At 57.9% G+C, this 13,911-nt stretch carries 14 protein-coding genes and 1 tRNA gene; 9 read left to right on the forward strand and 6 right to left on the reverse strand.

Annotated features, from left to right (window positions below):
* The 5 genes from B9A19_RS17170 to B9A19_RS17190 all read left to right on the forward strand — a co-directional run.
* The coding region (locus tag B9A19_RS17170) for an HNH endonuclease (RefSeq protein WP_176216995.1) at positions 1-1,191 on the forward strand (1,191 nt) is incomplete at its 5' end.
* An 8-nt stretch (positions 1,192-1,199) separates the two neighbouring features.
* Positions 1,200-1,634: an SMI1/KNR4 family protein gene (locus B9A19_RS17175; RefSeq protein ID WP_084092394.1), complete on the forward strand. Its 435-nt coding sequence runs from the start codon at positions 1,200-1,202 to the stop codon at positions 1,632-1,634.
* Positions 1,606-2,094 (forward strand): SMI1/KNR4 family protein, encoded by a 489-nt coding sequence (locus B9A19_RS17180; RefSeq protein WP_139798932.1) that lies wholly within the window; start codon positions 1,606-1,608, stop codon positions 2,092-2,094. Before B9A19_RS17175 ends, B9A19_RS17180 begins: the two co-directional genes overlap by 29 nt.
* Before the next feature lie 198 nt (positions 2,095-2,292).
* Positions 2,293-2,514, forward strand: a complete 222-nt coding sequence (locus B9A19_RS17185; protein WP_373278034.1) for an H-NS histone family protein — start codon at positions 2,293-2,295, stop codon at positions 2,512-2,514.
* Positions 2,511-3,131, forward strand: coding sequence for a hypothetical protein (locus tag B9A19_RS17190; protein WP_139798933.1), 621 nt, complete (start codon positions 2,511-2,513; stop codon positions 3,129-3,131). Before B9A19_RS17185 ends, B9A19_RS17190 begins: the two co-directional genes overlap by 4 nt.
* An 87-nt stretch (positions 3,132-3,218) precedes the next feature.
* Here B9A19_RS17190 and B9A19_RS17195 read toward each other — a convergent pair.
* Positions 3,219-4,369, reverse strand: a protein-coding gene (locus B9A19_RS17195; protein ID WP_139798934.1) for an IS3 family transposase whose coding sequence is annotated in 2 segments (ribosomal slippage) — positions 3,219-4,123 and positions 4,123-4,369 — 1,152 coding nt in all. Because the reading frame shifts where the segments join, the coding sequence is not laid out codon by codon here.
* Between the two features lie 66 nt (positions 4,370-4,435).
* Here B9A19_RS17195 and B9A19_RS17200 point away from each other — a divergent pair.
* The gene (locus tag B9A19_RS17200) at positions 4,436-5,383 is read left to right on the forward strand and encodes a DUF3987 domain-containing protein (protein WP_084092398.1); all 948 of its coding nucleotides are present in this window, start codon (positions 4,436-4,438) and stop codon (positions 5,381-5,383) included.
* 291 nt (positions 5,384-5,674) lie between these two features.
* Here the strand turns inward: B9A19_RS17200 and B9A19_RS17205 are convergent.
* The 5 genes from B9A19_RS17205 to B9A19_RS23370 all read right to left on the reverse strand — a co-directional run bounded on the left by B9A19_RS17205 (position 5,675) and on the right by B9A19_RS23370 (position 10,132).
* Positions 5,675-5,765, reverse strand: a tRNA-Ser gene (locus B9A19_RS17205).
* 266 nt (positions 5,766-6,031) lie between these two features.
* Complete coding sequence (serS, locus tag B9A19_RS17210) at positions 6,032-7,309, reverse strand: serine--tRNA ligase (RefSeq protein WP_084092399.1); 1,278 nt, start codon at positions 7,307-7,309, stop codon at positions 6,032-6,034.
* Between the two features lie 95 nt (positions 7,310-7,404).
* A complete protein-coding gene (locus tag B9A19_RS17215; RefSeq protein ID WP_084092400.1) occupies positions 7,405-8,733 on the reverse strand; it encodes a replication-associated recombination protein A in 1,329 nt (442 codons plus the stop codon).
* Positions 8,717-9,334, reverse strand: coding sequence for an outer membrane lipoprotein periplasmic chaperone LolA (gene lolA / locus B9A19_RS17220; RefSeq protein WP_245804373.1), 618 nt, complete (start codon positions 9,332-9,334; stop codon positions 8,717-8,719). The genes B9A19_RS17215 and lolA overlap by 17 nt, the downstream gene beginning before the upstream one ends.
* A gap of 99 nt (positions 9,335-9,433) precedes the next feature.
* Positions 9,434-10,132, reverse strand: coding sequence for an OmpA family protein (locus B9A19_RS23370; protein WP_084092401.1), 699 nt, complete (start codon positions 10,130-10,132; stop codon positions 9,434-9,436).
* A gap of 291 nt (positions 10,133-10,423) precedes the next feature.
* Between B9A19_RS23370 and gyrA the strand changes: the two genes are divergently transcribed.
* From gyrA to B9A19_RS17240, 3 genes are read left to right on the forward strand one after another with little or no spacing between them, the layout of a single operon-like run.
* The gene (gyrA, locus tag B9A19_RS17230) at positions 10,424-13,027 is read left to right on the forward strand and encodes a DNA gyrase subunit A (RefSeq protein ID WP_084092402.1); all 2,604 of its coding nucleotides are present in this window, start codon (positions 10,424-10,426) and stop codon (positions 13,025-13,027) included.
* The gene (locus tag B9A19_RS17235; protein ID WP_245804374.1) at positions 12,975-13,478 is read left to right on the forward strand and encodes a PaaI family thioesterase; all 504 of its coding nucleotides are present in this window, start codon (positions 12,975-12,977) and stop codon (positions 13,476-13,478) included. Before gyrA ends, B9A19_RS17235 begins: the two co-directional genes overlap by 53 nt.
* On the forward strand, positions 13,475-13,900 hold the full coding sequence (locus B9A19_RS17240; RefSeq protein ID WP_084092404.1) for a PaaI family thioesterase: 426 nt from the start codon (positions 13,475-13,477) through the stop codon (positions 13,898-13,900). The genes B9A19_RS17235 and B9A19_RS17240 overlap by 4 nt, the downstream gene beginning before the upstream one ends.
* Positions 13,901-13,911: the final 11 nt, after the last annotated feature.

Consider the following 13,911-nt stretch of genomic DNA (forward strand, 5'->3'; position numbering starts at 1 on the left):
ATCGAAGGCAAGTCTGTGGTGCGCAACAACGACACCTGCACGCTCAACGGCGGCAACTGTCCGGGGCTGTACGTCACGATGCCGATACCCGGCGGTTTGGTTCAGGGTGGCAAGCTGACCAAAACCGCCGACCCCGCAAAGGTGTTGACCCCGGCACAGCTCAAAGCCTGGTCTGAAAAAGCATGGGCTTGGGCAAAAGAAAATGCAGCCAAGGGTGTGGAAGGTGCCAAGTCCATGCTGCACGAAGTCGAGCAAGCGCTCGACAAGCCTGTGGAAGGTGTAACCGGCTTTGCCAAAGATACGGCCAACGTCACCGTGGGCGGTGCGAACCTCCTGTCCATGCTCGCCTCTGCCGAAGGGGCCAGCTGGGTGCAATACGCCGAGTCCATCAGTCCGACACCCGGTGGCGAAGCCATCAAGGCACAGGCAGAGCAAATCCTGCAAAACCCGGGTAGCATTCCACTCATTCCGGAGCCCTTTCCGAATCTCACCGATGCGGAAAAGGGCGGAGCCTTGCTGAGTAACCTGTCGCCCAAAGCCGGTGCAAAGTTACTTGTCGTTGGTATGACCAAGGCTGTGGGCAAAGACCTTGAAAAGGCACTGGTCAAGGAAGGCGCCAAGGCACTGGAGAAAAGCGCGGCCAAAGATGCCGAGAAAGCTGCACTCAAGAAAGCTGAGGAAGACGCCGCGAAGAAGCAGGCAGAAGAAGCGGCCAAGAAGAGCAAGCCGCATGAGCCGCAGAAAGAGGGCAAGCCCAAAGGCGAAGGTAGTCCCGGTGATGGTGCCAAGGTCAAGCCAAAATCAGAGGTCAAGAAAGGGAAAAATCGTAAGCCAAGGCAGCCGAGAACATACGAGAAAAAGGTGATTAATGAAGATGGGTCCGTCACCTACACGTTAAAAGGTAAAAATGGGAAAACATTTGACGTAACATATCGCGACGGATATCCAGATTTTTCGCCTTATAAATACAATGGCCCCGGCAAATCCGAGGTCGAAATCAACATGACCGGCAACAACACCACAGATTTTAAAGCGGCCAATCAAAAAGCTGGTTTTGGAGATCAGGCGTACAGTCATCCTGAAGGGTATACCTGGCATCACCATCAGGATGGGAAGACCATGCAGCTTATTCGCGAAGATGCACATGCTGCGGCCCCCCATACCGGTGGTGCATCGGGTTCTAAGTATTGAGGTTGGTGATGTTTAAAATTAATGAAAAAGATTTTGACCAATTCCGAGAGTCATTCGAAAGAGCTAAGGGGATTGAGCTTCCGGATGATTATGTATTCTTTTTGAAGAAGGTGGACTTACCTGATTTTTTGGAAGTCAATTTTTCTCAGCATGAATTTGCCAATGCTACAGTCATCAAGAATTGGTATGGGTTTGGTGTTCGGAATGAAATAAATTTGAACACAAACTACGACTTTTATGTTTCCTCTGGTAGAGTTCCTTCTGAAGTTCTTCCCATAGCGGAGGATGTCGCAGGAAACTTGTTTTGCTTGGGGCTAAAAGGTGATTCGCAAGGCCGTATTTATTTTTGGGATCATGAAGAAGAGCTAAATGTAGAGAATTTAAGCGACTTGACTGTTGTGGCAAATACATTTCGTGACTTTATCAGAGCAATTGCAACTTGATGCTGGAGGCGCTATGACCTCAATTTTAGAACAAAGAAGCCAGATAGGTGTGGATGTTCTTGATGGGCTGGAAAAGAAATTTGGAATTTCATTTTCCGATGAATATAAATCTTTTCTCATCAATACAAATGGTGGGAAACCTAGCCCAAAGCGTTTTGTTACGCTAGATAAGAAAGTGGAGTCCATGGTTGTACGCTTCTTTTCTGCAGGGACTAATGAAGAAGAGTCTTTGGAGGTAGAGTACGAAGAGTATGTTGCTAGTGGTGCCATCCCATCTGACTTCATTCCAATTGCATACGATCCTGCCGGAAATAGGGTATTGCTTTGTGTCGGCGGTGAGGGGCGGGAAAGTATTTATTACTGGTCTGTTGACGAAGAGCCAGAGGAATTTTCCTGCTCAAGGAAGTATATGAGAAAAATTTCGAACGGATTTAACGAATTTTTTGATGGTCTTTTCTAAAGAGTCGGGGTTTTGTTTGGTTTTTTAGACTGTCCCATTAAATTTTGGAGTGAAGTTGTTGAAGGGCTGCGATTGGGGAAATTGGGAGGGTTTTATTTGAACAGTTTAACTAGTCGATCATTGGAAGAGCTTCGGCAGCTACGGATTGAGCTTGATACGGTCATTGCAGTTCGCCGCCAGGAGGGATGCCAAGCCCTCTTGGACGAACTCAAGGCCTTGGCTGCTGAGAAGGGCTTCTCGCTGCGCGAGCTATTGGGCGAGCCAGAGAAGCCGGCCAAGCAGAAGACCAAGATCAAGGGGATAGCCCGCTACCGCAATCCCCAGGATCGCAATCAGACCTGGACCGGCCACGGCCGCAAGCCGCAGTGGGTCGTCGATTTCCTCTCCGCCGGCGGCCAGCTGGATCAGCTCAGGATTTGAACTGCGGTATCGCCAGAATGAATACTCCCCAAGCGCGGACCAAGGCGGCGTTGTTCCACGATGTGCACACCGGCAAATTGCTGCGCCAGCGCGCGCTGATTCGTCTGTCTGCGCACACCAAGGAAGACTTGCTGCTGGCCGCTCAGCAAGCCTTGCACACAGCCGGCCATTGGCAGGACGACGTGGCGATCCCGATCCGACCACGCACGCTGGGGCCACATCAAGGGCGAGTCTTGACGTTGATCGGCAGTCAGGTTTCGCCAAGAGTGTGGTTTGCCGATGGGCAGCACTGGATGGCTGCACTGCAGACCCTGTACTTCTTTACCGACAGCTATGAGCGGGCGCACTACCTGCGCCCGTTGCTACCGGCCTTTGCCAATCGCGATGCTTTCAGCCATTGGCTGCAGCATTTCTCTTCCCGCCCATTTGAAGCAGCCACCATTGCGCTGATCTTGTCACGGACCTCCTCCATGACACGGCAGCTTTCTGCGCTGCTGGCGGTGGAGATGGACAGGGAAGCCTGGATACAAGGGGTAAGCACGGTGCCGCTTGCGCTGGCTGCTCAGCTCATGGGGCGTTTCGACTTTCAAGCGCCGCATGAAATACCATCAAATTGATTTCTGCCATCCACTTGCTGACCAGGAAACCGCCATGAAAAAGGTAATCAAGTATGGTGGGATAGTCACTGAATCGCCCCAACTTCTCTAGACACTCTTGAGCCGTTGGAAATACTGCCTTTCAAACTCTACCGGCGATAGCCCGTTTGCGGAACCATGACGACGCTTCGGGTTGTAGAACAACTCGATGTAGTCGAAGATGTCCCGTCGGGCTTCTTCCCGGTCGTGATAGGTTTTTCGCTTGATGCGCTCCCGCTTCAGCAACTGGAAGAAGCTCTCCGCAACCGCATTGTCGTGGCAGTTCCCGCGCCGGCTCATGCTGGGTACCAAACGATGCGCCTTCAAGAAGTCCTGCCAGTCATAACTGCTGAATTGGCTTCCCTGATCGGAATGCACCAGAACTTCCTGCGTGGGCTGGCGTCGCCATACCGCCATCAACAGGGCATTCAAAACCAGTTCCCTGTTGATACGTGATTGCATCGACCAACCAATCACCTGCCGCGAGAACAGATCAAGCACCACCGCCAAGTACAGCCATCCCTCATGCGTACGGATGTAGGTGATGTCGGTTACCCAAGCTTTGTTTGGCGCATCCACGTTGAACTGGCGCTGCAGGTGGTTCGGTGCAACCACCGCCGGGCGTCCACTGTAATGCCCGGGGCGTCGGTGATAGCCGGTTTGCGAACGCAGGCTCTCCTGCTTCATCAGCCGTGCCACACGATGCTTGCCGCAGCGCTCCCCTAGTGCCTGTAGGTCGTCATGCACTTTGCGGTAACCATAGACACAGCCACTCTCCAGCCAGGCTTGTTTGATTTGCCCCAGCAAGCGCTGGTCTTCACGGGCACGGGGCGAATGTGGCTTGGCCTTCCAGGCGTAGTACCCACTGGGGTGCACGGACATGACACGGCACAGGCGTCGAACAGGAAACTGCTGCTCGTGGGCCCGGATGAAGGCATACCTTACCCGGACTCCTTGGCAAAGTATGCGGCGGCCTTTTTTAGGATGTCGCGCTCCTCGGTCACCCGTTTCAGCTCTGCTTTAAGCCGGCGGATTTCGCCTTGCTGGTCGGCAGATTCGGTCGACTTGGTGCGCTTGGGGTCCAAGCGTTTCAGCCATTGATACAGGCTGTGGGCAGATACGCCGAGACGGCTGGCGACTTCTGCGACGGGATAACCACGTTCAGTGATCTGCTTGACCGCTTCGATCTTGAACTCTTCAGGGTAACGCGGACTGCTCATGACACCTCCTTCTGGGTCTCAGTTTGAGGCTCTTGAGGTGTCTAGGAAAGCAGGGGCGATTCAACCATGTTTTTCAATGGTCGCGCATCGACTGAGCTTGGTATGTTTAATCAGTTGTGGGATGGTCAGAATTTGACTATCGACCGTCGCGCCGAAAAACAGTCCTTCGTAGTGGAAAATCCGCGTGTCACGTTGTCGCTGTTCCTTCAGCGTGGCCCGTTGGAGCGCTACTTCGCGCGACGTGGTGACGAGGCACGGGAATTGGGGTTGCTGGCACGCTGCTTGATCTGCGAACCGCCTAGCACACAAGGCTGGCGCGCAGCGCAGCCACAGGAGTGGCAGCATAGCCATCAGGGCTGGCTGCATGAGCGAGCCACCCAGTTGTTGAAGCAAGGCATCGATAAAAACGGCCAGCCCGTTACCGAGCGGCAGGTCCTACGGTTCGGTGTGGATGCAGAAATCCGCTATTTTCAGCATCTGCAGCAAATCAAGAACGAGCTGATGCCGTGCGGTGCATTTGCCCAAGCGAAAGACCTAGCTTCGAAGCTTGACCGACAGATTGCGCGTGTCGCGGCCCTGTTGCAGCTTTTTGAAACCGGTGGTCATGAAATTTCGCTGCCGATTTTGAACGCGTCAATCGAGATCGTCATGTGGTATGCCAACGAATATTTACGCCTGTTCGTACCACCTCCGCCGGTGCCACAACTCAATATTGATGCTGAGGCTGTGTTTTTGTGGATGCATGGTCGTGCTCTGAAGAACAACAACCGCTACATCATCAAGAACGATGTGCTGAAAGGTGTTGTACCTACCAAGCTGCGTCGTGCGGCGAACTTGGAGCCGGTGTTGCATCTGTTGGCAAGTCAACAAAGAATCGGGTATTGGCACAGCGGCGGGCTGCAGTATCTCGATATGAGCCCGCAGTTGGTTCAGGACCCCTTCGATTGGCATCTGGCCGTGGACTCCTATCGCATGCGCCGCAAAAGCAAGAAGTCGTCGATGTTCGTGAGTTGATTCCGCTGACGTACTCCATGATTAATGATCATGGAGTACGTACTTGGAGGTGCGTATCGATGCATGACCATTTCAACTGGGTGAACAGGCGGGGCCATCATGCCGGGGCATTTGAGCTGTATCTGATGGAAGGCTGGAATGAGCCAGCTCAGTTGAGAAAGCATGGGGGCTGGTGCGAGATGTTCTGCAGAGGTGCAATGGTATCCACGCGGACTTGGTATACCGAATGGCATACTGATTTTTGAGAAAAAGAAAAAGCCCCTGAAAAATCAGGGGCTTAATCGTATATCTTGGCGGAGAGAGGGGGATTCGAACCCCCGATAGGCTATTAACCTATACACGCTTTCCAGGCGTGCGACTTAAACCACTCATCCATCTCTCCAGAGAGGAGGGCGAACTATACCTGAGGGAGGACTCTTTGCCAAGCCGTGCCGCCGTGTTTCCGGCGCCAGTCTGGCGTTGCGACAGCGTTGTGGCTGGGTGGTGAGGTTTGCTGGACGAATGCAGCTCTTTACCTGGCTGCGTATTCGCTCAGGATCAACTACTACTGCGCGCGTTCGGCGCTCTGGTGTGATGCCGGGTGCGTTGCCCTGCAGGCAAAAAAACAGCGGCTGATAGGCCGCTGTTTGGTTTGGAGACCCTGAGTAATCAGGCGTTCAGCTTTTCCAGCCCGCCCAGATAAGGGCGCAGTACGGCCGGCACGGTGATGCTGCCGTCCACGTTCTGATAGTTTTCCAGCACCGCCACCAGCGTGCGGCCCACGGCCAGACCGGAGCCGTTCAGCGTGTGCACCAGCTCGTTCTTGCCGGCTTCGTTCTTGAAGCGGGCTTGCATGCGGCGGGCCTGGAAGGCGCCCATGTTCGAGCAGCTGGAAATTTCGCGGTAAGTGTTCTGCGCCGGCAGCCAGACTTCCAGGTCATAGGTCTTGGTGCTGCCAAAGCCCATGTCGCCGGTGCACAGCAGCACCTTGCGGTAGGGCAGTTCCAGCAATTGCAGGATGCGTTCGGCGTGGCCGGTGAGTTCTTCCAGCGCGGCAAACGATTTTTCCGGGTGCACGATCTGCACCATTTCCACCTTGTCGAACTGGTGCTGGCGGATCATGCCGCGCACGTCGCGGCCGTAGGAGCCAGCCTCCGAGCGGAAGCAGGGCGTGTGGGCGGCGAACTTCAGCGGTAGTTGCTCGGCCTTGAGGATTTCATCGCGCACGAAGTTGGTCACCGGCACTTCGGCAGTCGGGATCAGATACAGCGGCTCGGCATCCGGGCGGTTGACCTTGAACAGGTCTTCCTCGAACTTGGGCAGCTGGCCGGTGCCGGTCATGCTGGCGGAGTTCACCAGGTACGGGGTGTAGACCTCTTCGTAGCCGTGCTCGTTGGTGTGCGTGTTCAGCATGAACTGCGCCAGCGCGCGGTGCAGGCGCGCGATCGGGCCGCGCAGCGCCGAAAAACGGCTGCCTGACAGCTTGGCGCCGGTATCGAAATCGAGGCCCAGCGGAGCACCCAGATCAACGTGATCCTTGACGGCGAAATCGAAGGTGCGCGGTGTACCCCAGCGCAGTACTTCCTGATTCTCGGTTTCGTCTTTGCCGGTCGGCACCGAAACATCCGGCAGGTTGGGAGTGGAGATCAGCAGGGTGTTGAGCTTGTCCTGCAGCGCGGCCAGCGCGGTTTCCGCTGCGCCCAGCTCGCCCTTGAGGTTTTCCACTTCGGCCAGAATCGGCGCGACATCCTCGCCCTTGGATTTGGCAATGCCGATCTGCTTGGACACGCTGTTGCGCTTGGCTTGCAGGTCTTGCGTGGCGGTCTGCAATGTTTTGCGTTCGGCCTCCAGCGCGGTGAATTCGGCAGCCGGGAAGGCAATGCCGCGTGCGGCAAGGCGCTCGACCACGTGATCGAGTTCGTTACGGAGTTGGTTGATGTCGAGCATAGATAATGTGGCGAGGGTAGGGATGGGGCGAATTTAGCAAATGATACATCGGATTTAGCCATGCTTTGCTTTTGCTAAAAACTTGCTTAGCTTATTTAGCGTTTGGTGTTGTGTTCGGCCAGCCACGCCGCGTCCAGCTCGGCCAGATGGCGCAGTTTTTCGCCGATCTTGCCTTCCAGCCCGCGTGGCGTCGGCTCGTAAAAGCGTGTGCCTTCCAGTCCGGCGGGTAGATAGCTTTCGCCGGCGGCATAGGCGTCCGGTTCGTCGTGCGCGTAGCGGTAGGCCTTGCCGTGGCCCAGTTCCTTCATCAGCTTGGTCGGGGCGTTGCGCAGGTGCACCGGCACTTCGCGGCTCTTGTCGCCGCGCACCAGGGCCCGCGCATTGTTGTAGGCCATGTAGCCGGCGTTGGATTTGGGCGCGATGGCCAGATAGATGACGGCCTGCGCCAGCGCCAGCTCGCCCTCGGGGCTGCCGAGGCGCTCGAAGGTGGCGGCGGCATCGTTGCAGATCTGCATCGCGCGCGGGTCGGCGAGGCCAATGTCCTCCCACGCCATGCGCACGATGCGCCGCGCCAGATAACGCGGGTCGGCGCCGCCATCGAGCATGCGGGTGAACCAGTACAGCGCACCGTCCGGGCTGGAGCCACGCACCGATTTATGCAGTGCGGATATCTGGTCGTAGAAATTGTCGCCGCCCTTGTCGAAGCGGCGTGCATTCAGGCTGAGTGCGTTGGCAATGAAATCGGCGTCGATTTCGTCGCGTTTGGCCACTTCGGCGGCGGTGGCGGCTTGTTCGATCAGGTTGAGCAGCCGGCGGGCGTCGCCGTCGGCATAACCCACCAGCGTGCTGATGGCGTCATCGCTGAACTGCAGGGCCGGGTAGGCCTTGCTGCGCGCGCGTTCCAGCAGGCTGGTCAGCTCGTCGTCGTCCAGTGCCTTCAGTACGTAGACCTGCGCGCGCGACAGCAGCGCGGCATTGACCTCGAACGACGGGTTTTCGGTGGTAGCGCCGATGAAAGTGACCAGGCCCGATTCAACAAAGGGCAGAAAGGCATCCTGCTGGCTCTTGTTGAAGCGGTGCACCTCATCAACGAACAGAATGGTGTGCCGGCCCATGCTGCGATTGCGCTCGGCCTCTTCCATTGCGGCGCGGATGTCCTTCACGCCCGAAAACACGGCCGACAGCGGGATGAATTCGGCATCGAAATGCTGGGTCAGCAGGCGGGCGAGTGTGGTCTTGCCGACACCCGGCGGGCCCCACAAGATCATCGAATGCGGCTGACCAGAGGCAATCGCCAGCGCCAGCGGTTTGCCATCGGCCAGCAACTGGCGCTGGCCGATCACGTCCTCGACGCTGCGCGGACGCAGGCGCTCGGCCAGTGGCTCGCGCGCTGGCGCGGCGAACAGGTCATTCGCGGACGACATCGACATCCTTGGGGGCGATAAAACGGAACTGGCCGGCATCGATCTTGGCGTTGACCACCAGCTGGCTTACCGCCACACGGGTGGTCTGGCCAAACTGGTCATACAGCACCATCTCGGCCAGTTCACTGCCGCGCAGGCCGATTTCAACGCGGCGGAAGGTTGATTCGCTGTTGCGCGGTGTGGCCAGCACCCAGGCCAGACCATCTTTGCCGGGCAGGTTGCGCAGCTCGTACTGCTTGTCGATCTGCTCGCCGGCCAGCACGGCGGCAGGGCTGGCATCCAGCGCGGCCCCCACCTGCTTGATGGTGACCTGCTTGAGGTCAGCGTCGTACAGCCAGACTTGCTTGCCATCGCCGACGATCAGCTGTTCATAGGGGCTGGCATAGGCCCAGCGGAACTTGCCGGGGCGTTGCACGGCAAAGCTGCCGCTGCTGACTGCCGGCTTGGCACCGGCCTGTTTGCTGAGCACGGTTTGCTTGAACTGGCCCTGCATGCTGGTGTTGCCGGCCAGGAAGGTACGCAGGTCGCTGATGGCATCTGCATGTGCGGTGCCGGCCAGCAGCAGGCTGCCGATCAGCGCGAATTTTTGTATGGCGGTCAAGGAAAGGCTCCCGCGCTGGATAAAGTAGGTAGTGCAAAGATATGGGCGCAAGCGCAAATAAAAAAGCCCCGCCGGAGCGGGGCTTTCGGGGTGGACCAATTACTTGGTCATGACTTCCTGCACACCCTTCACTTCGATTTCAACGCGACGATCCGGCGACAGGCACTCGATCAGCGCCTTGCGGGCCTTGATCTTGTTGCAAGTATCGCCAGTCACCGGGTCGGCTTCGCCGCGCGATTCAGCGTGGATCTTGTCTGCCGGTGCGCCCTTGGTCACCAGGTAGTCAGCCACGGCCTTGGCACGACGGTAGCCGAGGTCGAAGTTGTACTTGTCGCTGCCGAGGCGGTCGGTGTAACCCACGACGACGGCTTGGCCTTCCTTCGGATCCATGCCCTTCACTTCGTCATACAGCTTGTCGAGAGCATCCTTGCCTTGCGGCTTCAGGGTCGACTTGTTGAAGTCGAACAGCACGTCGGTGCGCAGTGTGAACTTCTTGCTCTTCACGACCGGGGCAACCGGGGTCGGCTTCACTTCCGGCTTCACTTCCGGCTTCGGTGTTACGACCGGGGCAGCCTTGGTCGCCTCAACATAGCCCGGGCAGCCCTTCACGATCTTGGCTGCGGACCAGGTGCCGGTTTGCCAGCATTCGCCGATGCCGTTCTTGACCACGCCTTCCGGGTTTTCAGCCGAAACGTTGGTCGAGTTGGTCACATAAGCATCAGTAGCGGCGTAAGCCGATGCAGTCATGCCCAGTGCAGCAGCGATGGCAAGGCTGGAGAGCGTTTGTTTGAGCAGCATGGAGATTCTCCTTTGTTAGACGTGTTGGCACTTCTTACTTGTATATCAGGGCATTGCCGGAAGGGTTGTCAACTCGCGAGCTGCTTCCCTACATGAACATTATTCTAATGTCCTAACAAATTGATAGGCAAATGAAAACCGCGTGAATTTTTGTACGAATTCATGACAATTGGAGCACATTGCCGGGCATGATAAACTCGGTATGGAGATGCTTTGCGCGTTTTGGTTCCATGAAATGTGCGGTTGAAGCATCAGTCCCGATCACCTCGCAGTCGTGTATACACCCGGAATATGTCCGAACAACCTAGCTTCGCCAAAGAAACAATTCCAGTCAGTCTAGAAGAGGAAATGCGCCGTTCCTACCTCGATTACGCGATGAGCGTGATCGTGGGCCGTGCGTTGCCTGATGTACGTGACGGACTGAAGCCGGTGCACCGCCGCATCCTGTTTGCGATGCACGAAAGCAATAACGTGTGGAATCGCCCGTATGTGAAGTGCGCCCGCGTGATCGGTGACGTGCTGGGCAAGTACCACCCGCACGGCGACAGCGCCGCCTACGAGGCGCTGGTACGCATGGCGCAGAATTTTTCGCTGCGCTACATGTTGATCGAGGGGCAGGGCAACTTCGGCTCCATCGACGGCGACAGCGCGGCGGCTTATCGTTATACCGAGTGTCGCTTGCAGCGCATTTCCGGTGAGCTGCTGGCCGACCTCGACAAGGAAACCGTCGATTTCTCGCCCAACTATGACGAGAAAGAGCTGGAGCCGACGGTACTGCCCACGCGCGTGCCCAACCTGCTGGTCAACGGCTCGTCGGGCATCGCGGTCGGCATGGCCACCAATATCCCGCCGCACAATATCAGTGAAGTCATCAATGGCGCGCTGGCCTTGCTGGCCAACCCGGAAATCAGCATCGACGAGTTGATCGACCTGATCCCGGCGCCGGACTTCCCGACCGCCGGCATCATCTACGGCATTCATGGCGTGCGTGAAGGCTACCGCACCGGCCGAGGCCGCGTGGTGATGCGTGCGCGCACGCACTTTGAAGACTGCGGCAAGAATGGCGACCGTCAGGCCATCATCGTTGACGAGTTGCCGTATCAGGTCAACAAGGCGCGCCTCTTGGAAAAAATTGCCGAGCTGGTACGCGGCAAGGCCATCGAAGGCATTTCCGAAATCCGCGACGAGTCGGACAAATCCGGCATGCGCGTGGTCATTGAGCTCAAGCGCGGCGAAATGCCCGACATCGTGCTCAACAATCTCTACAAGCAGACGCAGCTGCAGGACAGCTTCGGCATCAATATGGTGGCGCTGGTCGATGGCCAGCCGCGCCTGCTCAACCTCAAGCAGGTGCTGGAGTGCTTCCTCAAGCACCGCCGCGAGGTCGTTACCCGCCGCACCGCGTTTGAACTGCGCAAATCGCGTGAGCGCGGTCACATCCTGGAAGGTCTGGCGGTGGCGCTGTCCAACGTCGACGAAATCATTGCGCTGATCAAGGCTGCGGCCACGCCGCCGGAAGCCAAGGTGGCGTTGATGGGCCGCGAGTGGAAGTCGGAACTGGTCAGCGACATGCTGTCGCGCACCGACATCAACGCGTCGCGCCCGGAAGGCCTGTCGGCCGCATTCGGCATGGGCGCCAATGGCTATCGCCTGTCGGACCTGCAGGCCCAGGCCATTCTGGAGCTGCGCCTGCAGCGCCTGACCGGTCTGGAGCAGGACAAGATCGTTGGTGAATACCGCGAAGTGATGGAACGCATCCTCGACCTGATGGATATCCTGGCCAAGCCGGAACGTGTGACCGAAATCATCGGCAACGAAATGGCTGAAGTGAAGACCAACTTCGGCGATGCACGTCGCTCGGAAATCGTGCTGCACGGTGAGGATATCGGTCTGGAAGACCTGATCACCCCGCAAGACATGGTGGTGACCCTGACCCATGGCGGCTACATGAAGGCCACGCCGACCGACGAATACCGTGCGCAGAAGCGCGGTGGTCGTGGCAAGCAGGGCGCAGCCACCAAGGACGACGATTTCATCGACCAGCTGTTTGTGGCCAATACCCACGATTACATCCTCTGCTTCTCGTCGGCCGGCCGCGTTTACTGGCTCAAGGTGTATGAGCTGCCGCAGGGTGGCCGCACCAGCCGTGGTCGCCCCATCGTCAACCTGCTGCCGCTGCAGGACGACGAAAAGATCAACGCCGTACTGTCGGTCAAGGAATTCAGCGAAGAGCAGTACGTGTTCATGGCCACGGCCGACGGCACGGTGAAGAAGACCTCGCTGGCCAATTTCTCGCGCCCGATGCGCAAGGGCATCATCGCCATCGACCTCGATCCGGGCAACTACCTGATCGGCGTGGCGCTGACCCACGGCAACGACCAGGTGATGCTGTTCTCGGACGCCGGCAAGTCGGTCCGCTTCAACGAAAACGATGTACGCGCCATGGGCCGCACAGCCGGTGGCGTGCGTGGTATGTTGCTGCAGGAAGGCCAGCAGGTGATTTCGCTGCTGGTGGCCAACGACGACGACCAGCAGGTGCTGACCGCTACCGAAAACGGCTATGGCAAGCGCACTCCGGTGGGTGATTACCGCCTGACCAGCCGTGGCACGCAAGGCGTGATCGCCATTGATACCGGCGAGCGCAACGGCAAGCTGGTTGCTGCTACGCTGGTTGAAGACAGTGACGACCTGATGCTGATCACCACCGGTGGCGTGCTGATCCGTACCAAGGTCAATCAAATTCGTGAAACCGGCCGCGCAGCCCAGGGCGTGCGCCTGATCAATCTGGATGCCGGCGAGAAACTGTCGGTACTGGAAAAGGTCTGCGAGGCCGAATCGGACGATGACGAACTCGAAGGCGACACGGGTGACGATGACGGAAACGCCGAAGCGTAATGCAGAGCCGGTGCATGCACCGGCTTTTTTCGCCCAGATCATGCAGTGGTTCGAGCAATTGCCGCACTGCAAGCTGCTGGGGATCAAACATCTGAGCTCGTCGGCCGGCAGTGTCACGCTTGAGCTGCCGTTTTCCGACGCCATCATCGGCAATCCGCAAACGCGCGTGCTGCATGGCGGGGTGGTCACGACCTTGATCGATACCGCCAGCGGCAGCGCCATCTATACCTTGCTGTCCGCGCCCGAAGCCGTTGCCACGCTGGACCTGCGCATCGACTATTTGCGCCCGGCCAAGCCGGATGCGCCGGTGTATTGCACCGCCGAGTGCTACCGCATGACCGAACACATCGCCTTTACCCGCGCCACCGCATTTCAGGACGATGTCTCCAAGCCGGTGGCCTACGCCGTCGGCACTTTTGCCCGTACCCCGCTGGGCAAGGAGGGCGCATGAGCTGCCCGGACCTGAACGTCGACAGCATCGCCGATCTGCAAGCCGTGCTGGCCCGTATTCCCTATGCTGGGCTGATCGGCGCCGAAGTGCGTGAGCACGATGGCGAGCCGCTGTTCGTGCTGCCTTATCGCGCATCGAATATCGGCAATGTGTTACTGCCCGCCTTGCACGGCGGTGTGATTGGCGGCTTCCTCGAGAATGCCGCAATCTGTCACTTGATGTGGGCGCACGAGGCGTCGGTGCTGCCCAAGGTGGTGGATTTCTCCATCGATTACCTGCGCAGCGGCCGCCCGCAGGATGTCTACGCCAGTTGCGAGATCGTGCGCCAGGGCAAGCGGATTGCCAACGTGCTGCTGACTGCCTGGCAGGACGACCGCAGCAAGCCCATTGCCGCCGCACGCGCCCATTTTCTGCTGGCCTGATGGCCCGCTTC

Source organism: Andreprevotia lacus DSM 23236, assembly GCF_900176275.1.
Lineage (GTDB): Bacteria > Pseudomonadota > Gammaproteobacteria > Burkholderiales > Chitinibacteraceae > Andreprevotia > Andreprevotia lacus.